22 protein-coding genes and 1 pseudogene are annotated in these 23736 nt (G+C 50.1%); 14 read left to right on the forward strand and 9 right to left on the reverse strand.

Translation table 11 applies throughout. The features are described from left to right. Positions 1–67 precede the first annotated feature (67 nt). The 5 genes and pseudogenes from ENN68_08960 (at position 68) to ENN68_08980 (ending at position 6106) form a co-directional block, all read left to right on the forward strand. Positions 68–980, forward strand: a pseudogene (locus tag ENN68_08960) (ABC transporter permease). Next, a complete protein-coding gene (locus ENN68_08965; GenBank protein ID HDS46193.1) occupies positions 970–1815 on the forward strand; it encodes an ABC transporter permease in 846 nt (281 codons plus the stop codon). Before ENN68_08960 ends, ENN68_08965 begins: the two are co-directional and overlap by 11 nt. Further along, a complete protein-coding gene (locus ENN68_08970; protein ID HDS46194.1) occupies positions 1808–3610 on the forward strand; it encodes an ABC transporter ATP-binding protein in 1803 nt (600 codons plus the stop codon). The genes ENN68_08965 and ENN68_08970 overlap by 8 nt, the downstream gene beginning before the upstream one ends. Positions 3611–3650: 40 nt before the next feature. Continuing rightward, the gene (locus ENN68_08975) at positions 3651–4967 is read left to right on the forward strand and encodes a hypothetical protein (protein HDS46195.1); all 1317 of its coding nucleotides are present in this window, start codon (positions 3651–3653) and stop codon (positions 4965–4967) included. 32 nt (positions 4968–4999) lie between these two features. Beyond that, positions 5000–6106: a Ni-sirohydrochlorin a,c-diamide reductive cyclase catalytic subunit gene (locus ENN68_08980; GenBank protein HDS46196.1), complete on the forward strand. Its 1107-nt coding sequence runs from the start codon at positions 5000–5002 to the stop codon at positions 6104–6106. Between the two features lie 75 nt (positions 6107–6181). Here the strand turns inward: ENN68_08980 and hemC are convergent, their stop codons facing one another. Further along, positions 6182–7174, reverse strand: coding sequence for a hydroxymethylbilane synthase (gene hemC / locus ENN68_08985; GenBank protein HDS46197.1), 993 nt, complete (start codon positions 7172–7174; stop codon positions 6182–6184). A gap of 240 nt (positions 7175–7414) precedes the next feature. On the opposite strand from hemC, the gene ENN68_08990 reads away from it, so the two are divergent. Genes ENN68_08990 through hemB form a run of 3 tightly spaced genes read left to right on the forward strand, consistent with a single transcriptional unit; the run spans position 7415 to position 10354 of the window. Then, a complete protein-coding gene (locus ENN68_08990) occupies positions 7415–8089 on the forward strand; it encodes a bifunctional precorrin-2 dehydrogenase/sirohydrochlorin ferrochelatase (GenBank protein HDS46198.1) in 675 nt (224 codons plus the stop codon). Further along, positions 8082–9377, forward strand: a complete 1296-nt coding sequence (locus ENN68_08995) for a glutamyl-tRNA reductase (GenBank protein ID HDS46199.1) — start codon at positions 8082–8084, stop codon at positions 9375–9377. The genes ENN68_08990 and ENN68_08995 overlap by 8 nt, the downstream gene beginning before the upstream one ends. An 11-nt stretch (positions 9378–9388) precedes the next feature. Beyond that, entirely contained in the window at positions 9389–10354 is a 966-nt protein-coding gene (gene hemB / locus ENN68_09000; protein HDS46200.1) for a porphobilinogen synthase, read from the forward strand. An 8-nt stretch (positions 10355–10362) separates the two neighbouring features. Here the strand turns inward: hemB and ENN68_09005 are convergent, their stop codons facing one another. Together ENN68_09005 and hemL are read right to left on the reverse strand one after the other, a co-directional pair. After that, a complete protein-coding gene (locus tag ENN68_09005; protein HDS46201.1) occupies positions 10363–11151 on the reverse strand; it encodes a uroporphyrinogen-III synthase in 789 nt (262 codons plus the stop codon). A 108-nt stretch (positions 11152–11259) separates the two neighbouring features. After that, positions 11260–12531, reverse strand: a complete 1272-nt coding sequence (gene hemL / locus ENN68_09010; GenBank protein HDS46202.1) for a glutamate-1-semialdehyde-2,1-aminomutase — start codon at positions 12529–12531, stop codon at positions 11260–11262. A 41-nt stretch (positions 12532–12572) separates the two neighbouring features. Between hemL and cobA the strand changes: the two genes are divergently transcribed. Continuing rightward, the gene (cobA, locus tag ENN68_09015) at positions 12573–13325 is read left to right on the forward strand and encodes a uroporphyrinogen-III C-methyltransferase (protein ID HDS46203.1); all 753 of its coding nucleotides are present in this window, start codon (positions 12573–12575) and stop codon (positions 13323–13325) included. 63 nt (positions 13326–13388) lie between these two features. On the opposite strand, the gene cfbB is transcribed toward cobA, so the two are convergent. Beyond that, complete coding sequence (gene cfbB / locus ENN68_09020) at positions 13389–14795, reverse strand: Ni-sirohydrochlorin a,c-diamide synthase (protein HDS46204.1); 1407 nt, start codon at positions 14793–14795, stop codon at positions 13389–13391. 600 nt (positions 14796–15395) lie between these two features. On the opposite strand from cfbB, the gene ENN68_09025 reads away from it, so the two are divergent. Next, the gene (locus tag ENN68_09025; protein ID HDS46205.1) at positions 15396–16292 is read left to right on the forward strand and encodes a nitrogenase iron protein; all 897 of its coding nucleotides are present in this window, start codon (positions 15396–15398) and stop codon (positions 16290–16292) included. Between the two features lie 220 nt (positions 16293–16512). Here the strand turns inward: ENN68_09025 and ENN68_09030 are convergent, their stop codons facing one another. Beyond that, positions 16513–17457: an IS5 family transposase gene (locus ENN68_09030; protein ID HDS46206.1), complete on the reverse strand. Its 945-nt coding sequence runs from the start codon at positions 17455–17457 to the stop codon at positions 16513–16515. A gap of 421 nt (positions 17458–17878) precedes the next feature. On the opposite strand from ENN68_09030, the gene ENN68_09035 reads away from it, so the two are divergent. After that, a complete protein-coding gene (locus tag ENN68_09035) occupies positions 17879–18415 on the forward strand; it encodes a type 1 glutamine amidotransferase (protein ID HDS46207.1) in 537 nt (178 codons plus the stop codon). Positions 18416–18508: 93 nt separating this feature from the next. Continuing rightward, a complete protein-coding gene (locus ENN68_09040) occupies positions 18509–18883 on the forward strand; it encodes a hypothetical protein (protein HDS46208.1) in 375 nt (124 codons plus the stop codon). Positions 18884–18952: 69 nt separating this feature from the next. Here ENN68_09040 and ENN68_09045 read toward each other — a convergent pair whose 3' ends face one another. Continuing rightward, positions 18953–19357: a hypothetical protein gene (locus ENN68_09045; GenBank protein ID HDS46209.1), complete on the reverse strand. Its 405-nt coding sequence runs from the start codon at positions 19355–19357 to the stop codon at positions 18953–18955. A gap of 283 nt (positions 19358–19640) precedes the next feature. On the opposite strand from ENN68_09045, the gene ENN68_09050 reads away from it, so the two are divergent. Continuing rightward, positions 19641–20546 carry a potassium channel protein gene (locus tag ENN68_09050; GenBank protein HDS46210.1) on the forward strand — a complete coding sequence of 302 codons (906 nt, stop codon included), beginning with the start codon at positions 19641–19643 and terminating at the stop codon, positions 20544–20546. Between the two features lie 173 nt (positions 20547–20719). Here ENN68_09050 and ENN68_09055 read toward each other — a convergent pair whose 3' ends face one another. The 3 genes from ENN68_09055 to uvsE form a co-directional block, all read right to left on the reverse strand. After that, the gene (locus tag ENN68_09055) at positions 20720–21112 is read right to left on the reverse strand and encodes a Zn-ribbon domain-containing OB-fold protein (protein HDS46211.1); all 393 of its coding nucleotides are present in this window, start codon (positions 21110–21112) and stop codon (positions 20720–20722) included. Positions 21113–21237: 125 nt separating this feature from the next. After that, positions 21238–21978 (reverse strand): hypothetical protein, encoded by a 741-nt coding sequence (locus ENN68_09060; GenBank protein ID HDS46212.1) that lies wholly within the window; start codon positions 21976–21978, stop codon positions 21238–21240. Between the two features lie 111 nt (positions 21979–22089). After that, the gene (gene uvsE / locus ENN68_09065) at positions 22090–22980 is read right to left on the reverse strand and encodes a UV DNA damage repair endonuclease UvsE (GenBank protein HDS46213.1); all 891 of its coding nucleotides are present in this window, start codon (positions 22978–22980) and stop codon (positions 22090–22092) included. A 324-nt stretch (positions 22981–23304) separates the two neighbouring features. Here uvsE and ENN68_09070 point away from each other — a divergent pair, with 324 nt between their 5' ends. Continuing rightward, on the forward strand, positions 23305–23502 hold the full coding sequence (locus ENN68_09070; GenBank protein HDS46214.1) for a hypothetical protein: 198 nt from the start codon (positions 23305–23307) through the stop codon (positions 23500–23502). Positions 23503–23736 lie beyond the last annotated feature (234 nt).

Genomic DNA, 23736 nt, shown 5'->3' on the forward strand with positions numbered 1-23736 from the left:
ACCAAAAATTGGTAACTATGTTATAGCCTTCCTCACAATACTGGCTCTCAATTTTTTACTCCCGAGGATGATGCCAAGTGACCCGCTTACCGCCATCTGCGGCGAAGAAGTTTTTGTGGAGATGACGCCGGGAACTGAGAACCGAACTCATGCACCGTTTTGCTTTGGATGAACCACTCTGGAGACAGTTCTTCGTTTATCTCACAAGCATTCTACGTGGCGATTTTGGATATTCCTACTACTATAACGCACCGGTATTGGACGTGATCCTTGAAGCTCTCCCCTGGACCTTACTGCTTCTTGGCTCATCGCTCGTTCTTTCCACGTTACTGAGCATAATTATGGGGATAGAATCCGGCTGGCGACGAGGCAGAAACAGTGATAAATTCTTGCTCACCGCAACCATGATTATGAATGGTTTTCCGAATTTCTTCATTGGCATTATTCTGCTGCTCTTGTTTGGCGTTTATCTTGGCATTCTACCGCTTCAGGGCGCCCAAACCCCTTATTCCGATCTATCAGGTCTCACGCTCCTGCTTAATAGAGCCACGCACCTTGTCTTACCTCTTACGGCATTGACCTTAGCCCAGATCCCTAGCTCTTATCTCCTAATGCGGAATACGATGATTACAACGCTAAAAGAGCCTTTTATCCTGACCGCAAAAGCAAAAGGTCTATCAGAGGCGTCAGTGCGGTATAGACACGCGGGTAGAAATGCAATGCTTCCGATTGTCACCACGACGGGCGTAAGAGTGGAAGTGATTGTTACGGGTGCGCTTTTCATCGAAACGATCTTCTCCTATCCTGGTGTGGGACTGTTGATATACAACTCGCTGCTTATGCGGGATTATCCGATTCTGCAAGGCGCGTTCTTCATTGTAACGGTTTTTGTTATAGCTGCCAACTTCTTCGTTGATTCGCTCTATACAAAGATCGATCCGCGAATAGGGATAGGAGATAGCGTAGAACATGCACATTAACTACTGGAAAGAGCTGAAAAAGAGCACCTTTGGAATGATCGGGTTAGCTCTGCTTATCTTAATCGTCATTATTGCGGTATTGTCGCCTCTTCTTGCTCGATATGACCCGGGTGAGCCAAGCCACGCAGCCCTTAAACCCCCGTCCAACGAGCATTGGTTGGGAACAAACGATGTGGGACAGGATATTTGGAGTCGTCTACTTTACGGGGCGAAAAACACGCTCTTAGTGGCTCTAGGTGTGGGCGTGCTAACAACCCTTATCGGTACCGTCATCGGAGCATCGACTGCGCTCGTCGGTGGCTTATACGAAAGAATAATGATGAGAGCGGTAGATGCCCTCATTGCGATTCCCGCGGTTATTGTTATCATTTTAGTCGCAGCCTATGTCCTGCCGAATGTCTGGATACTTATTCTTCTCATTTCTGTCCTAACCTGGCAGGGCGGGGCGAGACTGGTAAGAGCTCAAACACTGTCAGTTAAGGAACGAATGCATGTTTACGCAGCGAGAACGTTTGGAGCAAATAGGTGGTACATCTCAACACGCCATATAATACCTGACCTCAGTCCAATTCTGTTCGCCGTATTTATCCACAGCGCAACGAGGGGGATATTCATGGAAGCGGGTTTGGCGTTCCTCGGCATAGCAGACATCTCAACGGTGAGTTGGGGGCTCATGATGCATCACGCACTCAGATTCTACTACCTTGACGTTTGGATGTGGTGGCTCCTTCCGACTGGACTTGCTCTTTCGGTTACGATAATGGCTTTCGTTTTCATTGGATACGCCCTTGAAACAGCCATGGATCCCCGCCTAAAGGAGGGAAGTAATGCTTGAACTAGAAAATCTGGAAGTCGGCTATAATCAAAAAAAGGTTCTCTGTGGGATAAATCTCACGGTGAAACGAGGCGAATCTCTATCAATTGTAGGCGAATCGGGCGGTGGTAAAACCACTCTTGGGCTTAGCATCATGGGACTCGTTAAAGGCGCTGTTACCGGTAAGATCTTATTGGATGGTAAGGATTTGGCTTCACTCCCAGAACAGGAGCTGAGAAAGATAAGATGGAACAAGGTCTCCCTGGTCTTTCAGGATGTAGAAGGCGCGTTAAACCCTCTATACACAGCATTGGACCAAGTTTCAGAGCCAATAATAGAGCATAAACTGAAGAAGAAGGAAGAGGCTAGGAGGCATGCTCTACAGCTCTTAAAGGCAGTCGGTCTTCCACAGGAGCGTTCTTCCGCTTACCCACACCAATTGAGTGGCGGGGAGCGGCAACGCGTCTTGATAGCAATGGCAATAGCAAACAACCCCGATCTGATTATTCTGGACGAACCCACCGCAGCATTGGACGCCATCACCAAAGCAGAGATAATCAATTTGATTCGCGATGCATGTAAGGGGCGGACAATACTTCTATTAACTCATGACCTCTCCACACCCCCAAAGCTCTCAGATAGAATCGCGGTACTCTATGCCGGTAGAATTTTGGAATTAGGTTCGACAACCAATATCCTCTCCAATCCGAGACACCCATATACACGAGGACTTCTTCGTTGCTATCCGAGCATGACCAGAACGAAGGATTTGCAGGGGATAAAGGGCAGAATGAGCTTCTCTGAGCGGGGATGCCCATTTTATCCTCGCTGCACTCAATCAATTGAAATCTGTCGAGACGAGGTGCCTCGGTTGGAAGAGAGGGGGGATCGCCTCATAGCCTGCCATAGAGGTGGGATCATACCGCTCTTGGAGGTGAAAAAGCTAAGCAAGTTTTTTAGCTCATTGAAGGCGGTTGATTCTGTTGATCTAACCCTCTATGAAGGGGAGACCTTAGGACTAGTAGGAGAAACGGGCTCTGGAAAGACAACGCTAGCCAAAACAATCATGGGGATTTTTGAAGCAACGGAAGGAGAGATATTGCTCGAGGGTTCGAGAATTCGCAATAGAGACCTGTCCTTCTATATGCGAGTTCAAATGGTCTTTCAAAACCCAAGGGAGTCCTTAAGCCACCGCCTCTCAGTTCTTGAAGCTGTAAAAGAGCCTTTGGAAATACAGAAGCTGGGAGATGAGGATCAAAGGGAAAGCAGAGTGCGCGACATTTTGGAGGAGGTTGAATTGTTTTGCACAGAGTACTTGAACAAATATCCACATCAACTGAGCGGTGGAGAAGCGCAAAGAGTTGCAATAGCAAGAGCGCTTATATTAGATCCGAAGCTGCTCATTGCAGATGAACCAACTTCAGCCTTGGATGCCAGTATCCAAGCAAAAATTGTAAAGCTCCTGCTCAATCTTCAGGAGAAGAGGGGCATAAGCATACTCTTCATCACCCATAACTTGCCCCTGGCAAGGAAGATAAGTGATAGGATCGCGGTGATGTTAGCGGGTAAAATCGTGGAAATAGGCAATACAAACGAGATACTGGGTTATGAAAGCCATCCATATACGAATGAACTGATTTCTCTGGTATCTGAAGACCATGTAATCTCAGCGGGTAATATAAAAAACGGGAGCAATTATCCGTCAGGGTGCGTGTTTTATCCGAGATGCCCTTTTGCGGCAGAAATTTGTAAGAAAAAAGAGCCGGAGATGGTTGAACTTGGAAAGGGGCATTTGGTAGCCTGTCATTTTGTTTAAAACTTTATAAACAACAAAAAGTTATTAAAGAGCACATGAAATGGAACTAAAAGAAGCATCCAAGATATTAGTTTTAGATCCCATTCATGGGGCTGAAGTTATTGCGGAAGAGCTGGAAAAAATGGGAAAAGAAGCAGAGATATTCAATCCTTACAGGGAATCGTCCTATACCAATAGGATGGATCACGATGTGATTATATCGCCTGTTCATCTGAATCCGAACTTTGAAATCGTCAAGCAAGCGTTAACCAATGATATACCGTTTATGACCCATCACGAGGCTGTGAACGAGATTGCTACCATAAAAAACCTCTTCGAGGGTATTGAAGTAATAGAAGTAACAGGGACAATTGGAAAAACTTCGACCTGTGAGCTGATCTACCAGTTGGTAAGAAACAAACGTGTTCTTCTGCATACCAGTTCTTCTACAAGGTTCGTATCTCCCGACGGTACCCAGATATTCCCGCGATTGGGCGGAACACCCGCAAATGTGTTAAAAGTGATGGAACTCATGCGGCAATGGAATTTGACCGCTGATACGGCGGTGTTTGAAATTTCACTCGGGCTTACCGGGATAGGCTCGGTCGGCGTGATAACAAGCCTAACGGAAGATTATATGATTGCAGGCGGCACGAAAGCGGCTGCTGCTGTTAAAATAGCGTCAATTCAGAACTTTAACGGGTCGGGCATTATCGTTCATCCGGGCGCACCGCTGACCGTCACACCGGGCGGCATACCGGCCAGCGAGAATGTCTTTGGGTGTGAGGGTGCGAACCTGTGGGTAGATGGCACGGAAAACAAGGTCGTTTACAACAACCTCAGAACGCTGACCCGCGGGGTTATCAATGGCGAACTGCCGTTTTACCCGCGTGAGTCTTATGTGTCTATTATCAGGGATTTTTACAGAGTACCGTTGGAAGCCGCGTTTTGCGCTGTTTTGAGTCTTGGAATCGCTCCTGATGACATCACTACGGAGGTGTCCCCGGTCGCGGGCAGAATGAAACTGGAGATGCTAAAAGGGCGCTTTTTGATCGATAATTCCAATTCGGGCACGAAATTGAAGTTCCTCGGTGAGATAACGGAGAGCGCAAGTAGACTATCAGAGAAGATGATCCTGATTGCTGGGGAAGACTCATCCTATGTGTGCGAAGGTGTGCCGGTGGAAGAACTGAAGAAAGTGGTTGAAAAGCGATCAGCAGATTTCGTGTCGATAATACTGGTAGGAGAGCAGTTTAGAGGAAAGATCAGCGGAGAGAACATCTCCTTTTCGCCTCATTTGGATACCGCTCTGGAAAAAGCAGTCCGTGAATCAGAAGAGGGGTTTGTGATTCTATCCAACGTGAAGACGTGGAGGTAACTCTGGTCAGGTGGCGGGTGATTGATATGAGCATGGACGAAGAACGGGAGATGATATTGCATCCACGGCCGAGCGCGATTGTAGCTGCTCTTTACACGCTTCGTGATTTAGACGTGGACGTTGCGATTTTACACGGACCCGCAGGATGCAGCTTCAAACACAGCAGACTGCTTGAAGAGGATGGTATGCATGTATTGACCTCGGCGATGAACGAGAGCAATTTTGTGTTCGGCGGGCATGACTCGCTCGTCACGGTGCTCAGAAAAGCCGTGGAGCTGTTTCAGCCGGGCTTGATCGGCGTGGTAGGCACCTGCTCAAGTATGATCATCGGTGAGGATTTGCAGCAGGCGGTAGAGGAGAGTGGAATACGCGCGAAGTGTAAGGTGATCGTGGTAAACGTACATGCCGGATACCGGGACAACACCGTTGGCGTTATCTTAACCCTCGAGTCGGCTTATAAATCAGGTTTAATCAGTGGTGATGAGTTCGAGCGCCAGAAGAGGATGCTTGAAGCGGCAACGAGGCTGGAGAAGGACGTCGGAGCTGCATGCAAAAGTTATATCCCGCCCTCTAAAGGTGATTCTAAGATAGACGTTGCCACCAGGCTGCTTGAGCTCATACGAACCGGAAAAAAGGGGATATGCGTTTTAAATGCGAAAAAGGAGACTGCTTTTATGTTCGCTGATATTTTAAGAGCGGTTAATACCGTCGCAAGGCCCGCGCACATCATTAATATTGCCAATCTCGACAGAGCGGTGGGGTTGAGGAAAGTGAAAGGTTATGCGGGCAAAATTCTGGACGAATTAGCGGCTGACGGGTGTGCAATAGACCATTTAACCGGCGGCCTGGATGAATACCCTGTCGCTGGCGAGCGAGCCGCCGCTCTAATCAGGGACCATTATTCTTCGTACGATTTCGCCGTTTTACTCGGTATCCCGCATGCACTGCCGCTAGATACGTATAATATCACCATGGAGATATTCTCGGTAACTAATGGCCCACGAACGATCGAGCCGCTCAAATGGCTTGGGCATGACCATGCTGTGCTGGAGGTGGATCTTCATCCAAAGACCATGGGTGCAACGGGCATTATAGCTTCGGAATTCGGTGACACGGTCTTGAAGCTTAGCGCTTTATGACGCCAGGTTGGGTTGTATGACAAGAATGACGAAAATAGCCCTCTAAAAAGGAGATTATCGTTTGCTGAGGGATGTTTACTCCCTCATCTTTTTCCCCAAAAAACCCGAAACAAACTCCGGTATCTCTTCGAAGCAGCGATCCTTACCAAGAACAGCCGTCTGCAAGATGTAGCGATCAGCAGAAGAGCCGATATAAACGCTTAATTCCACTTCACTACCCCTGCAAGATGCGTGGACCCCGACCGGACGCGAACAACCGCCACCAGTTGCTTGTAATACTTCCCGCTCGAGTTCAGACTCCCTTCTAGTATCCGCATCGTCCATCTCCCGTAAAATTGCACTCTCCACTGACCCCTTCCGGGCTACCACGGCGATTATTCCCTGCCCCGGTGAGGGCACGAACGGGTAACGATCCAGTCGTTCATACTCGATCTCCATACCCAACCGCTCAACTCCCGCTTCCGCAAGAATAACCCCGTCATAATGGCCGCGCCTGAACTTCTGGAGCCGCGTATCCACATTACCCCTGATATCCTTTATCTCTACTTCTATGCCGCGCTCCCGTGTGTAATTCAAAAATTGATACCGCCGCCGCACACTTGACGTACCGATCACAGCACCGTTAGGCAGCTCGTCCAAGCGATACCGGGAGACCAGAATATCAAACGGAGAATCTCGCGGTAAAACCGCCGAGAGCTCGAGCAGTTCATCTCGTTCCAGGGGTATATCCTTCATACTATGTACCGCGAAGTCTATTTCACCGGCTAACAGCAGTTTATCCAGCTTCTTTACAAAGACGCCTTCCGTGGGCATATCATGTAGGGGCTTGTCTGTCATCATATCACCTAAACTACTCACTGTTCTCATCGTAAGCAGGTCGCCAAATCCAAGTGCTCGTAAACGCTCACATACTTGCTCGGTCTGCAAAATTGCCAGTCTGCTACCTCTTGTCCCTGCGATCATGTATCCATCCCATGGTTTGAGGGTATGTTTCAGATTGACGCTTAAAAAGAGCGTGGCGTTTGCGGCTCTGAGGTGGCATACGAGCTGATACCTGAGGCTATTCATCGTAAATAAAGTCTGCGTAGCGTGAAAGCACCGTGCTCAAGGATGGCAGGATAGATAATGACTGAAGCGGCGTAAAAAGCGGTCTGGAGCATATGGAGATCGCTCTGGGGTAACTTCGCGAGGGATTCAAAACGCGGCTAAAGACCGAGCTGCGGCGGATGAAGCGCACTCCTGGGGGGGGCGTGGTTTGATATCGCTTCTGATCGTTGGATAAGGAAACCGCAACCTTTAAAAAGATGGATGCGCTATGAGAACATCATGCTCCCTCTTTACCTCGATCTTTCTGATAAAAGAATAATTGTATTCGGGGGCGGTAGTGTCGCGGAGAGGAAAATCGGTCAGATATTGGAGCTGAGTGGGGACACAAAGCAGGGGGCGTTGACTGTGGACATTTACAGTCTCGATTTTACAGCGCGTATCGAAGAGCTCTGTGCGGCGAGAACCGTTCACTGTTTTCAGTGCGATTTGTGGGATCAAGACTTGAGAGCGCTTGTGGAAGGCGCATTTTTAATTCTCATCTGCACCCATGACGAAACACTCAATAAGCATATCTTTCGCGAGGTGAGGACCTGCGACGCGCTCATCAATTACAGTGACCGAGGGGACACGTTTATGTCCTCAGTGATTAAACGAGGTGAACTGATTATCTCTATCTCAACAGGGGGTAAAGCCCCTGCAATGGCACGGTATATGCGAGAGAAGATTTCAGCATTACTGCGTGATGAAGAGGAAAAGATGCTGTATGTCCAGAACTATCTCAGAGAGCAGTTTAAAGATAAGCTGAGCGATAGCGAGAGCAGGAGAGCGATTTTAACCGATGTTTTGAACGATTCCGATTGCTGGGCTGCACTTGCTGCGCCTCCTGATGTGGCCAAAGAGCGTATTTTAAAGATAATAGAGGAGAGATATGCATAGAATCGGTGCCCTCAGTCTTTCGCATAAAACGTGTACTGTCGAAGAACTCGAAGTAGCATCTGATCGATTGACTCCGGAAACATTCGTTGAGGATTCGCGCGTGGATGGCTATGCGGTTATAACGACGTGCAATCGCGTGGAGGCTTATATAGCCACCGAGTATCCGCGCGCGATTCTGGAGGATGTGGCTAACCAGTTGCATTTGAAAAAGGGCGCAATTTTCGTGGGTAAAGATGCCGTGAAGCATCTCATGCGGGTATCTTGCGGTCTCGAGGCGCTAATCGTGGGTGAAGATCAGATCCTGGGACAGATAAGGAAATGCTATCATGATAGCCGGAAAGCAGGGAAAACCGACTTTCTTCTCGATATGACGTTTGAACGCGCGATAAAAGCTGCGAAACGGGCGAGGAGCGAGACAAGGATAAACGAAGGCTCGGTTTCTATCGGCTCTGCCGCGGTGGAATTGGCAGAGGTTGTCAGTGGTGGCTTGAACGGGAAGCGCATCCTGGTTATTGGTGCAGGCGATATGGGCACGCTCGTGGCAAAATCAATCCATGAAAAAGCCCTGAAAGCCATGTTCATTGCGAATCGCACCTATGAAAAGGCTAAGAAGCTTTCAGAAGAACTCGGCTGTGACGCAGTTAAACTGAGTGAAAAAGAGAAGCACCTCGCTGCTTGTGATATCGCTATCTGCACCACCTCAGCACCACATTATATCCTGGATTACGCATCGATGGCGCGAGTAATGGCGTTTCGGAAAAGCGGTAACGAGCTGACTATTATAGATATTGCCAATCCAAGGGATGTGGAGGAACGAGTTGGCGAACTCGAGGGAATTAAGCTGTATTGTCTTGACAATTTATACGAGGTAAGCGAAGAAAACCTGAAGAGAAGGCTTTCTGAGGTGGGTAACGTTGAACGCATTATTGAAGACGAGATGGAAAACTTTCAATATATGCTGAATCGCCAGAACGCCGAAATACTTATCGCCATGCTGTATAAACAGGGCCATCAAATACGGGAGGAAGAAGAGAAGAGAGCACGTCGGTATTTAGAATTGGGAAGAGATCAGAACGAGGTCTTGGAACGGTTCTCGCATGCTCTTTTAGCCAAAACGCTTCACACCACGACCAAACTATTGCGTAATTGTACGGATGTTAATTTCATCAATGCGTTTACCGTGCAGCTCGAGCGGGAGTTTGCAAGACCGGGACGAACTCATGCCGATGAGAACAAAAGGGTGCAAAAGAAAGAGATCGATGACGAGTTCAACCGTGGATGGGCGTGAAGATGATCGAGATGTTTCCAAACACAAGAATGAGACGTTTAAGAGAACTGAAATTGCTAAGAGAGACGCGGATTTCTAAAGATGACCTCATTCTCCCACTGTTTATTGACGAGAACCTGGAAGGGACAAGTAAAAGACTAATTCATACTATGCCAGGTCAATATAGATACTCACTAGAAGGTGCAGTAGAGGAAGTTTTTGAGGCTCGTTCGCTGGGGATTAAATCAGTATTATTGTTTGGTCTCCCCAAAAGAAAGGATTCGATTGGTAGTGAAGCGTACAACAAGGACGGCGTTATACCGAGAGCTGTAACGGCGATAAAACAGGTGGTTGAGGATGTCATTGTTATCACCGATTTGTGTCTCTGTGAGTATACCAGTCACGGACATTGTGGCCTTATAGAGCATGCACGAGTAATGAACGACCCAACCCTGGAGCTCTTAGGTAAAATCGCCGTGAGTCAAGCAGAAGCAGGTGCGGATATGGTTGCACCATCAGGGATGATGGATGGGATGGTCAAGGCGATACGGGAGCAGCTTGACCGCGAGGGCTTCTTGGACACCACCATCATGTCGTATGCGGCAAAGTACAATTCCGCGTTATACGGCCCCTTCAGAGAGGCTGCGGACTCCGGCTATCAATTCGGTGACCGGAGCGGCTATCAGATGCACTTCTCTAATGCGCGAGAAGCTTTGAGGGAAGTGGAACTCGACATAGGCGAGGGCGCTGACATCGTGATGGTGAAGCCAGCACTCTTTTATCTGGACATAATTGCTCGGGTGCGTGCACGATTCGATGTTCCCCTTGCGGCATACAATGTTAGTGGCGAGTATTCGATGCTCGCGGCGGCATCAGAGCTGGGGTATTTGAACCGTGAAGACGTGATCATGGAATGCTTAACCGCGATAAAAAGAGCGGGAGCGGATTTGATCATCACGTATTTCGCAAAGGATGCCGCTCAATCATTACCGCGCTAGGGGGGGATTTACAACGCGCTCTTTAGCGGAATCTGTAATCCGTGCAGAAGATCTTCTAAAGTGCTCTTTTCCGCGACCAAATCGACTTGTAAGCCTTTACCAGCAATGGTCTCGGCGGTTAGTTCACCAATAGCGGCTATTTTAGCGTGTTCAAAGAGCATCGCTATTAAATGCAGCTCCTCGGCAATTTCAAAGAAGATTTCGAAGGTCATTGAACTTGTAAATATAATATAATCGGGCTTATAGTTGACCAATTCATCAAAATATACCTTTAGATCCTCTATAGCCTTCTTCTTCGGCGCATAAACAACTATATCCGTAACAATAGCTCCTGCGCGTCTCAAATAGTCTGTTATCTCCTTATTTCCCGCGGAACTCCGGAGGAATACGACCCTTGTACCCTTTACACCACGTGCATTAAATAACTCTTTGAGCCCTTCGGTGCTGTAAGCTGCGGGCATTAAATGCACGTGCAAGCCTATCTTAACCAGCTCGTCGCGCGTGACGGGCCCGATAGCACAGAGATCTGCATTGGCAGCCTCCAGGCTTTGCTTTAAATCAAATTTATCCGCGCAGAGTTCGAACGATCTTCTGACGCCGTTCACACTGGTGAAGACGAGAATGTCAAACCCGTCTTTGAAGACGGCTTCTAGCTCATCCAGCGCTTCTTCCCTGCCCACGAGCTCGAATAGGGGGAACCCGAAGAAGTCGAAGTCGTGCTGCGCTGCGAGTTCGGTTGTGCGCGAGAGTAAATTTTCAGGCCGAAAAGCTGCGAGCTTCGCTTTTTTCACTCTGATACACCGCCTTCGAGTCTCTACAGTGGTATCTTTACGTTCTCATCTTTAAAAAACGATCGCAGGAGTGGGGCGCGTATCAAAGAAGCGAACGAGTCTCTCTCCAGGTAGCTAAACCGTAGCCAGATGTGCCTTATACGCCTCTATCGTGCTCTCAATGTCCTCATCGGTATGCGCGCCACTGATGAAATTCGTCTCGAATTGCGAGGGGGGCAAAAAAATACCAGAAGAGAGCATCGCATGGAATAGGTCCATATATCTATTCCTGTCACAACCTAAAGCATCGGTATAATTCCTCACAGGGCGCCCTTCCGAGCTGAAGTATATCTTGAACATCGAGCCCACACCAGATACATATCCCTTAACGCCCAAATCACGCACTATCTCGCGTAACGCCGCACGTATCTGTTCTCCCTGTGCATTTATTCGACCCAGCACTGCTGCCTGCTCGAGTATTTCGATCGTTTTTAAACCCGCGGTAAGGGAGACAGGATTGCCATTGAACGTTCCCGCCTGATATACTAGCCCTGAAGGAGCTATAAGCTCCATGATCTCTCGTGTACTTCCGAAGAGGCCGATCGGGAACCCGCCGCCAACAATCTTGCCTAAAATGGTTATATCCGCATCTACCCCATAGAATTCCTGGGCACCGCCCAATGCGAGCCTGAACCCGGTGATCACCTCGTCAAGAATGAGTAAGATGTCGTTCTCCTTCGTTATCTTCCGCATCTCGCGCAAATACCCCTTTTCCGGTGGGATTGGTCCCACATTGCCCATCACGGGCTCGAGAATGACCGCAGCGATCTCGTCGGAATTCTGCGCCAGCAGCGTAATGAGCGCCGTGGAATCATTGAACGGAACTTGAAGCGTGTTTCGTACGGACTCCTTCGGAATGCCTTTCGAATCAGGAATGCCCAAGGTGGTTGCTCCCGAACCCGCTTTGACCAGAACGGCGTCATGAGCACCATGGAACCCGCCCTCGATTTTGACGATTTTATCGCGGCCCGTAAAGGCTCGTGCTAGCCGTATCCCGGCCATCGTCGCTTCGCTTCCCGTATTGACAAATCTGACCTGTTCAATTGAAGGAAAATGGGCTTTTATCTTCCTCGCAAGCGCTATCTCCTTCTCGTGCGGCGTACCGTACAACCAGCCGCTTTGGAGCTGTTCGTTCACGGCAGTCCTTACTAGTTCGTTGCCATGGCCCAAAATGAGCGGCCCGTAGGCTAAGCAGTAGTCGATGTAATCCTTGCCGTCCACATCATAGATCCGTGAGCCCCGTGCATGCCGTGTAAAAAACGGATACGGATCATAAGCCCGCACAGGACTGCTAACACCACCGGGCATACAATCCCGGGCCAGTACAAAAAGCCTCTCCGAGTTCATCGTCCCTGAAGACCGTTGTATTTTAATTTTTATAGGAATTAATTACATATGAAATGGGCAAAGTATATCTGGTTGGCTCAGGGCCTGGAGATCCCGAACTGCTGAGTTTGAAGGCTTACCGGCTCATACAAGAAGCTGATGTGATCTTGGTTGATCGTCTCGTGCTCGGTGTGAAAGAGCTGATACCTCTGGGTAAACGGGTTATTGATATTGGTAAAACTGCGAGTGCGCACAAATACACGCAGGATGCGATAAACGACCTTCTCGTGGATCTATCAAAGCAATACGAGATGATTGTGCGATTGAAAGGTGGTGATCCGTACATCTTTGGCAGGGGTGGCGAAGAGGCCACGTATCTCACAGAAAAGGGTGTTGAGTTTGAAGTAGTGCCGGGAATAACATCCGCAATCGCTGTTCCAGGCCTGTTCTCCATCCCACTCACGTACCGCGGTGTCTCTTCTTCTGTGACTATGATCACAGGACATGAAATGGAAGAGAAGAACGAGGAGCTTGATTGGCAGGCTTTAGCGAAGTTAAAGGGTACGCTGGTTATATTGATGGGCGTAGGAACCATGGATACCAATGTTGAGAAACTCTTACGATACGGGATGCCGGTAGAGACGCCCGTAGCGATTATGGAGAAGGGCTTCACCGAAGATGCGCGGATCGTTCGCGGAACGCTGGGCACGATCGCAGAAGTCGCTGCGAAAGCGGGAGTGAAGCCACCGGCCGTTACTGTGATTGGCGATGTGGTTCGCATCAGAGAGAAGCTGATCCTGCATCCTGGGAAATGAGGAAAAAACCTGTTTGATTAAGCCCCACAAAACGCCACCTATCTCGTTCCTAACCGTTCGTCTTTACGGTTCTATTGCGGGCTTGTTATGCGCGGTGCGTGCGATACTCACCAGATTTTTAGCGAATTCGGTATATGATGCGGCATGGAGATGAACAAAAGAAGCGAGGCAGTTCTTTGATATAATACCATCCATGCCATCCCGTATACCCTCGCCCCTGAGCAATTTATATGCAAACTCACTCGAGTCGTCAAGCTCTAGTTCTGCATGGTGGAATTCATGCCCTTTAAACCTGCAGCCTTTCACGCCAAGGATACAATCTTTCTGAATCTCACCGACCACATAGTTAACGACTCGCTTATCTCCGAATGTAACCGAGCCGTTTAAAACACCGCAGAGCTTAAAGCGGTCTCCCTGGTACTCGAGTTCTTCCATCAGATACATCAAGCCCCCACATTCGGCGTAAAGAACACCATAATGCTCGTAAAAGCTTTTTACAGACTCGAGCATCTGTGTGTTCGCGGATAGCTGCTTTGCATACAACTCAGGGAAACCGCCGCCAATATAAAGGGCATCCACACCCTCTGGAAGCTTACTATCACTGATAGGGCTAAAATAAACGAGGTCTGCACCTGCCAGCGCGAGTAAATCCAGATTATCCTGATAATAAAAATTGAACGCCTCGTCAAAAGCTACCGCAATCTTAACACCTGTGCCTTCACGTCCATCCACCGTAAAGATCGTTGACTCCTGCACCGTTAGGGGACGTGCTGATGCGGCAATCGCGAGAAGCGTGTTAAGATCTACGTTCTGCTCTACTGATACTTTAATGTTATCCAAAATACTGCTGAAATCGCTCCATCTTGCTTTGCATTCCGTAGCGGTAATCAATCCGAGATGGCGCATCGAGATCCTGAGTCCGCTATTACGCGGTATCTTACCGATAACCTGTGTACCACTATATCGCTCCACCGCTTTCTGCGCTTTGTCACCGTGTCTCGCGCTTCCAATATTGTTTAGAATAACTCCTGCGATCTGTACTTCAGGATCAAAGTTCTTATAACCGTTAACTACCGCTGCAACACTCCTCGTAATGCTGGCTGCATCAATCACGAGTATAACCGGGCAGTGTAGCGTCTTTGCTATCTGCGCAGTGCTTCCGACATCGTCGTTATAATTTAACCCTTCATACAGTCCCCGTACTCCTTCTATTATTGCTATATCCGCACCCCGACTGCTTCTCTCAACTATCTCTTTTAGCACCGAAGGCGTCATCAAAAACCCGTCCAGATTTCTTGACGCTCTACCAGAGACCAATGTATGAAAGCCAGGATCGATATAGTCCAATCCGACCTTGAATGCCTGCACCTCAAGCTCACGCTCTCGCAAAGCGCTCAAAAGCCCTATACAAATGGTGGTCTTACCTGCAGAGCTTCGGTCCCCTGCAATTACCACCCGTGGGATGTTCATTTCTCGTTCTGTCGTTTCCATTGCCCTTTCCGCTTTCTGTCCTTTATGGGCGGTGAAATCGCTTCTCCCTTTATCGCGCTTAGGTATGTCCTCATCACCACTACTAGTAGTATGTTTGATGAAAGATATTGAGAAAAGGACTTTAGTCGTGATTTGTGATTGGTTGAGCTATAAGCAAGAAAATGTTGTCCGCAGAGCGTGGATCACGAGCAGGTTGAGACTAACAATGACGGGGGAAAGCATACCAGTGATAACGTCCTGCAAGGTACCGGTATGCCGGCGGGTCGAGCATCATCCAGCGCCCGCCTGGGTGAGCGCATCGCATATGTACGTTGCATCGCATTAAAGAAACGGTAACGGGACGGATCTTCGTGCCCGTGGACGAGTGCATCGAAGTTGAAGGAAAGCGGAATGCGGTGAACCTCGAATGGTCTTAAAACGCTGCTCAACCTCCTGCGAGCGGGTTAAGCGCAGGTAGTGAAGCGTGATGCCGACACCAGAGTAAGGTTGCTCTTCTGTCTGCCCGGGATGAACTTTAACTGATGCTGAAACAGAATATGAAAGCAGAGTTAAACGGATTCAGTCGATGAGCAGAGCAACATGAGGCAAGTAGCTTTTTATGGTAAAGGTGGCGTCGGGAAATCGACCGTTAGCTCCAACATTGCCGCGGCATTGGCTGAGCATGGTTGTGCGGTGGTAATGATCGGTTGCGATCCGAAGCATGACTGCACGCGGAACTTGCGGGGAATGGTGGAAATCCCGACTATTCTGGAAACTTCACGAGATCACGGTATAGAGCAGTTAGGCCTTGAAGGGCTCGTAAAGGAACATAGGATCAGACTCGAGGAGATCATCTACAGAGGTTATGGTGGCGTCTTTTGTGCCGAATGCGGGGGGCCACGACCGGGCGTTGGATGCGCGGGGCGAGGCGTCATTGTTGCTATCGACTTGCTAACGAGGCTGAATATCTTTGCGGAACTTAAACCTGACGTGGTGATCTATGACGTACCCGGGGACGTTGTATGTGGCGGTTTTGCCATGCCCTTGAGAAAGGGTCTGGCTGACGAGGTTTACATTGTCACATCCGCGGATTATCTTGCTCTTTACGCTGCGAACGCAATTTGTGAGGGTATTAGAGAGTTTGCCACAAAAGGCGGATCGCCATTGGGTGGTCTCGTTTATAACGTGAGAGGCATGCTTGACGACCACACGGTAGTCCACGATTTCGCCGATTCGATCGGGTCATACGTTATCGGGCACATTCCCAACGCACGTGAGATCGCCGAGGCCGAGATTGCAGGCAAAACGGTCATTGAATATGCACCTGAGAGCGACATTGCCCGTATGTTCCGGGGGCTGGCACAGAACATTTATGGTAATACGTTGACTTCGGTTCCACAGCCTTTACAACCCTCAAAGATGGCGACTCTGGGCCAAGAAATCAGAAGGCGAACAAGAGAGCGGTATACCCTTAACCCTTCAAGGCACAGGGAATAGCCACCTGAATTCGGGCGTTCTCAGGCGTATGCTCTCTTTAAACACTATTTTGATAACGGGTCTCCGAGCTTCTATCGAGGATTTTGATTAAGTGTATCTAAAGCCATCCAAATTTTTTCCCCGGGTTTTTCATCTTTTTTGGTTCTATTTTGGGGGTTTTTACGCCGTTTAGACGTTATTTTCCTCGCTTTCTCGCTTTTTCTCGATAGCTCACGCTACCCTAAACTGCTCCCTGCCTCTTGAGCGTGCATAACTGGTACAGATTGAAGCTAAGACCAGTGAAGATCATCTTCACATGGACCCGCTCGACTGTGGTAACCAGCACGTGTCCGGCTTTGAAAACTCTCTTGATTACGGCATAGTGCCGCTCACCAGGAGCTCTCTTTTTGCTGATGCGGCGATTTCGCAATGTATCCAGGATGCCGATAGGATGTTCCCGAGCACCGCGTTTCATCGTCGCGGAATAGCCCTTGCATCCCGCACCCTGATACCCCTTATCGCGATAGGCGACCTCGCCCTCGTTGGAGAGGTCTATCTGGCTGTCATGGACCGACGCCGTGGTCGTTTCGAGCTCTCGTAAGAGACCAAAGTCTGTATCAACCTTGGTGTGGAGTTTATAGCCAAAATGAGATTTGTTGCCCTTCTTCGCCCACGTACCGTCGGCACTCCGCCGCGTCTTCGCCTCATCGCCGCGTGGCGTATCAGCCTTCGCGTGCCCAGGATCCGCGGTGATAAACGTCGCGTCCTGTACCACGCCTTTTCGCACCTGCAGGCCGAGCGCATCAAGCTGCCGCTGGAGCTCCGCCCAGATCGCTTGATCTCTGCCGGTCTCGGCCAAGCGCTCTCGAAACCGCCAGACGGTCGTAAAATCCGGAATAGTGTGGAAGAACCTGAGGAACTTCCTGAACGAGAGCCGATCTGCGACCTGCTTCTCCAGTTCGGGATCGGCGAGCCCGTGCCACTGCTGAAGCACCAGTAGCTTGATCATCAGCACTTCGTCGGTATTCGGTCGACCGCCTCGTTCGCTCTTGTTATCGTACAGCTCAGCCACTATCGGACGGAACGCTTCCCAATCAAACAACGATTCAATTTCCGCAAGTTTATCGCCAAGTTGTGCCACCCGCTTATACGCCTCGTTCAAACCAAGATCAACAAAACTTTTCATGATAGTAAATATATGTTTTAATATATTTAAAATTATGTGATGTTGCTAGTAAGGGTGTTTTTCAAAATCCTCTATAGTATTCCTTACTTAACCTGTACAGTATTGAAGATCGAGTCTGTAAGTGGGTACAGGCGAAGCGAGATGATGGCGAACGTGGAATTTAAATAAAACGCTTTCGCCACACCTACTACGTTTACGCTCCCACTCCCTCCGGGGAGTTATCAGAAGTGAACGCGCACTCCGGCCAGCCAACCATGATTCGAGCGCCGCCGGGCTGAGCAGAGTATAGGTTTAAATATGAGCGCAAGGAGATATAACTGGTGGGCGTAATGGAGTTCCAAAACGGTATCTTCTTTAGACACGTGTGCGTTTGAACGAGCGCATTCTCTCTTAAATTAAAGGGTAAGTGGGGAGCGAGTAAATGAGTAAAATCGTGGTTCTCATTACCGATCTGTTTGAGGATGTGGAGTACACGAAGCCCGCCGCAGCGTTTATCAAAGCGGGGCATGAGCTGGTTCACGTGGGCTTACAGGCGGGTAAAACGGTCAGAGGCAAGAAGGCAGAAACGCCCGTAACAATTGATAAAGCAGTTAAAGATGTTTCCGTGAATGAGTTCGACGCACTTTTCATTCCCGGCGGCTATTCGCCCGATAAACTCCGGGTCGATGATGACGCGGTACAGTTTGTGAAAGCGTTTGTGGAGAGCGATAAACTGATCTTATCCATCTGCCATGCACCCCAACTGCTCATTACCGCGCAGGTGCTCCAGGGCCGGAGGATAACCGGCTGGAAGTCGATCATCCAGGACATCAAGAACGCCGGTGCGGAATATCTCGATCAAGCGGTCGTTGAGGATGGCAACCTCGTTTCGAGCCGGTATCCCGGTGATCTCCCAGCCTTTATCAGAGCAGCACTGGCGAAACTGACTGGCATAACGCGAACGAGCAACGGTCCATAACCCGGACGATTTCTTCTCGGTCCTCGAGTCTGCGTGATACTACACACAGCATCGCAACTTTCTTATGAGCGTTCCACATGAGGAGAACATAGTATGTACAACTCGCTCAGGGAGCTTGGTATCGAAGCGGAACGTAAAGGGCGAGCAGAGATGCGTGGTGACTCGAAGTCAGCAAAGATAAAGACACTTTTGTACCGGGCGATGACACCCATCTTCTTCAATATCCAGACCGAGAAGGAATGCTATCACTTCATCTTCCAGAAGGATGGCTCGGTCGTTTTATCTCCTGGATTACACCCTAAGCCGGACATTAACTTGACTGGTGCGTACGACGAAGTAATCCACCTGCTGCAGACGCGAGATAAAAAACTGTTTGAGCTGGTTCAGCGGACGGGCAAGATCACGATAACAACGCCCACGTTCAAGGGTCGCGAGGCAGTCGTCAAATTGCGGGAGATGTTCCACTAACGAACGAGCCGCGCCGGCAGCATGTGAAACACCCGTCAACACCACGGGTTTACAGATCACCGTCTACACTCACTTTTTCTGCTTTTCAGACGCCTTTTCGAGTTTATCGAAGGCGGCCCGCATCAGTTCCTCGCCTTCCGTTATCCGCTCAAAGGCGCGCCGGAGCAATTCGTTCCCCTCTTCGAGCGGCGTGATCCACGATTCAAATGCATCCTTTGCATCGTCAAACGGTTTGAGGAGCTCTTTGAAGACGCGTTCTGTCTCTTCCGAAGGCGTTATCCAGTCCTTAAAGCGCTTCTCTTCCTCGCCGATGGGCTTGATCCGCTCCTCAAATACCCGCTCCGCTTCTTTGAACGGCTTCAGCAAGTCCTGAAACGCCTGCTTCATCGCCTCAAACGGCGGTCGGAGCTCTTTAAACGCCTTCTCAGCGTCCTCAAATTTGGCAACCAGGGCTTTAAATTCCGGTTCTTGCATATCACCTGTTCACTCCTTACACCAGCAAATACAAAAAGGGTGCCGGCAATAAGATACTTTCTATACCTTCCGCTTCTGCAGCACCGTTACCAGCAACGCTAACCTGTTTATCGGTCATTTACCAGGACGAGCTCGAGCCTGTCTGCAAGCAACCGTGCAACATCATGCAGGCTAGCTTATTTACTGCAGAAGGGAATGTTTTCCTAGAGGTCCTGTGCCTGCAGAGTGAGGTGCCTCAGATCACGCCTGCTTCCAGTCTACCACAGATAAAGTATCACGTACCATGTTTCACCTGTTGATTCGGTTTCTCAGGACCATCTCGTGGCGCGTCCGAGAGCGACGCACCTTGATTTATGCTGGCATCTATCTTGCCGCGTTATGGATCGTGGCCACACTCCTGTTCCATCTCTGCGAGCACGTCTCGCTCTTCGACGCGTTTTACTGGAGTGTTACCACCACGACCACGGTAGGCTATGGCGATATCGTTGCGCGGACCGCTATCGGTAAAATCGCTTCAATTGCCGTGATGCTCAGTGGTATTGGCATCTTAGGGTTGCTCTTGGCGAGCTTTACGGACATCCTGATCGAAACAAGTTTAAAAAGGCGGCATCGCATCAGATCTTTCATGGAGGGGCATGTCATCGTCTGTGGCTGGGACAACAAGCTGGAGATCGCGGTCAAGGAATTACTGGCTACAGGTAGGGAGGTGGTCGTAGTCGCCGACGTTGCTGATATTCCCCTGGTGCATGAGAAGCTCATCTTCATTAAGGGCGACCCGAGTGAAGACGAGAATCTGAAGCGGGCGAATGTAGAGAAGGCGGCCTTCGCACTGATCTCCGGGAAGGATGAGACCGAGACATTGCTCTCAGCTATCGCGGTGGAAAAACTCAAGACCACTATGCATACCACCTGCATTGTTTCGGACCCGAAAGTTGCGCAAGCGATGAAGAAGACGGGCGTGGAGCAGACCTTATCGGCCGATGAGTTCTTCGGCCTGCTCCTCTCACGATCTGTTTTTGTGCCGGAGCTCTCGAGCTTTTTGAACGAGATGCTGGGCGTCCGGGGGATGGATCTGCATCAGGAGCGCATCCCTACGGAGTTCGAAGGTAAGACGTTTTTGAGATCCTCACACGGCTCAAAGAGCGATATGAGACCATACCCGTGGGGCTTGTGCGCGATAGCAGGATGACGCTCAATCCAGAGAAAGGTGCCATTTTGCGCGCAGGCGGTGAACTCATGTACATAGCTGAGGAGAAATTAAACCTCGGCTCGCAAAGACGATAGTCGCTGACTAATCGTCCGCGCGCATGAAGCTGGAAGCGTTGCTTCGGTTTACGAATCGTACCTCATTCGATTACTCAATCAAGCGGGCACGAACTTCGTCCCGTAGTAAATGATGCCGCGCTCACCCTCCTCACCCAGTTTCCTGAACACCGCACGCACACGCATGCCAATATGGATCGTTTCAGGATCACAGATGATCTCCGAGAGCATACGCGTGCCCTCATCGAGCTGGATGATCGCGAGGGTATAAGGTGTCTGACGGTTCTGGTTTCGTGGCGCTTGATAGACCGTGGAGAAGGTCACGATCTCACCCGTGCCCTTGAATTTATACGGCTCAATGCTCCCCTTGCGCCGGCACTGCGGGCAGACCAGTCGTGGCGGGAAGTAGTAACTCCCGCAGTTGGTGCAGTGCGTGCCCTCTAAGTTATAGCGCGATTCCTGCCATCGCCAGAATTTTGCCGTGGCTGCCATATAAGTTCGAGCCTCCAATGCTCAATATGTTCGTCCTCATATAAAAACCGTTATCCAGGGCTTCATCGTCGACGAGCCGTAGGAGAAGAGAAGCAGGTGCGACACGTAGTACGTACGGGGCGATGCTACGCGGTATACAGTACCTGACAGGAGGGGCAGAAGAAGCTTATGCGCGCGCTATCGCCCGTTCGCTCCAGCACCACCGTTCCCTGGCAAAGCGGGCAGCACTTTTTCCGATAGAGGGTAAGAAACGGCTGCAACTGCTCCTCGTTCCGCCGCACGGTATGAAAGAGCTGCGAGAACGCCCGTGCTTTGAAGGTAACATCGATCAGCTTCTCGTGCGGGATACCTCCCACGACGCTCAGCGGATGGAGTTTCGCCATAAAGAGCGCCTCGTTCTTGATGATGTTGCCCACACCCGCAAAGACCTCCTGATCGAGCAGCACATCGCAGATATAAGCATCCTTCCGCTCGGCGGCACGCGCGATCACCTTCCGAACATTCCAGTTGCCGGAGACGATATCGAGCTCTTCATCGAACTGCGCGTCGATCTGCTCAGTAGGAACGATGCGCACGGAGCAGTTATAGAAATTGAGCTGCTCGTTGTCGAAGACCAGTGCAAGTCGCGGTTCCTTGCCTTCACGCGCCTCGTTGATCCGATAGCTGCCGTACATGAGGAAGTGTATCTTGAGTGCGGCATCAGCGAACTGGAGGAAGAGGTTCTTACCTCGCGGGAAGATGTTCTCAATGGTTGCGTCGACGAAACCATCTTTCTCAATTTTGGCGTTCCCTGAGACAGCTGTTACCTTCTTACCTTTGAACCCTGCCAGCTTCTCAGCAACCGCCCATACCGAAGGCCCTTCCATCTAATGTGCTCCTGCTTCGCTTCGTGCGCCAACAATGTACTTTCTGCTCTTTCAATTGTTAAGCTCATCTGTAGCACAGATCAACTTGACCGCCTCGACTTGCGGGCGTCATCAGATTCTTTCGAGCTGTTTCAGCACCGTAACCGCTTGTAATGCGCTCGCTTCCTTGTCCTTGATCTCGAGCATGAGATCGAACTCGAGCCCTGCTGTTTCTTCGATGAACTGCTGGAAGTGGCGCAGATCGATGGTTTCGGCGTGCTTGCCCCTGCGCTGGCTGCTCGGTGCCGGGGAGCTGTAATCCACCATCGGCAGACCATCCCGGTGCTTCCACGTCCCGGTAATTCGGCTTACTGCTTCCCTGAGCGACGCGCCGGAACTGTTGACCTCGTGGTGGTAGACATCGAACAATACCGGAATACCGGTTTCTTCATGTAGTTGAAGGCACTCATCAAGCGTGTAAAGCCGATCGTCATTCTCGATTACCAGTCGTCTTCTTATAGTGTCTTCGAGTTCGCCGTAGCGCGTGACGAACCGCTGCATGCTCGCTTGTTTATCGCCGTACACGCCGCCGACATGGAGCTGTATCTTTGCCGCCCTGTCCAGTCCCATGAGGTCCAGTACGGCTGCATGGTAGCGCAGTTCCCGGACGCTGCGCTCGAAGACCTCTGCATCAATCGAATTGATGAGCGTGAACTGGTCGGGGTGCATGGAGATTCGGATGTTCTGGGCCTTGATGAATCGCCCTATCGTACGGAACTGCGACGTGAAATAGCGCTGCCAGTCGAATTGATTGACACGGTGGGAGGCAAAGGGCACGAGGTCGGAAGTAATCCGAAAGAACAGGAGATCGCGCTCGACGTTAAACGCGAGTATGTTCTGGAGGCAGTCGAGGTTGTTCGCAACCGCGTCAATCACCCGCTCCTCTGAGTACGATTTGAGCCTGAACGTTCGCGCTGCTTTGCAGCCAATGGTCCTGTTGAGGCAGGGATAGCCGATTTTCATCTCATAATGCTCGCTTCTCAAGCGCACCATACAAGGATCAGGAACGTCACTCAGTGGGACGACATGGAGAATCATTTAGTAATAAGCAGTAAAAAGAACGTGCGAGAAGCCGTTTTGAAAACTTTTTATGCTCGTGCAGCATATACTTAACTACCGGGAGGAAAGGGAGGGGTCGAATTTTTTCACCTCCGAACACAACGCGACTTTTCCCCCTTCTTTTTCTCTCGGAATACTCATGCTCCTACGAGCTATAAAAAGCTTTCGGCTTTTTGCGGGTTCTGTAGAGTACAGGTATTATTTCGCGACACCATGCCTTCGGATGGCATGGTAAAACTGACGAACGAGGAGATCAAATGGCTCATAATCCGTGCAGGGTCCGGCTTTTTCACCGTGAAGAAAGCTGCGGCGGTCTATGGGGTAACGGAGTGCCGTATGCAGCAGTTGATCAAGATGCATCGTGAAGACGGGGGAGTATTCGAAATTGGCTTCAAAGAGGCGGCCGAAGACCCACCCGACTCCTGACCAGAAGGCAGTAATCGAGGAGGCCGGGGGAGAAGAGTCGCGTCTGGGCGCTCGCCACCTCTATTACGAACTCCGACGGCGTAGTTACCGTGTACCGCACAACAAGATCCACCAGTATCTCCGAGAGACCGGGGAAGCGTGCCCAATCCGCGGAAGCAGCAGAAAAGAAAGCGATGCAGATACGACCGTGAGCATTCGGGTAGCCTGGTACACGGCGACTGGCATTGGACTTCG

It is taken from the genome of Methanomicrobia archaeon (assembly GCA_011049045.1).
In the GTDB taxonomy this organism is placed as follows: Archaea; Halobacteriota; Syntropharchaeia; order Alkanophagales; family Methanospirareceae; genus JACGMN01.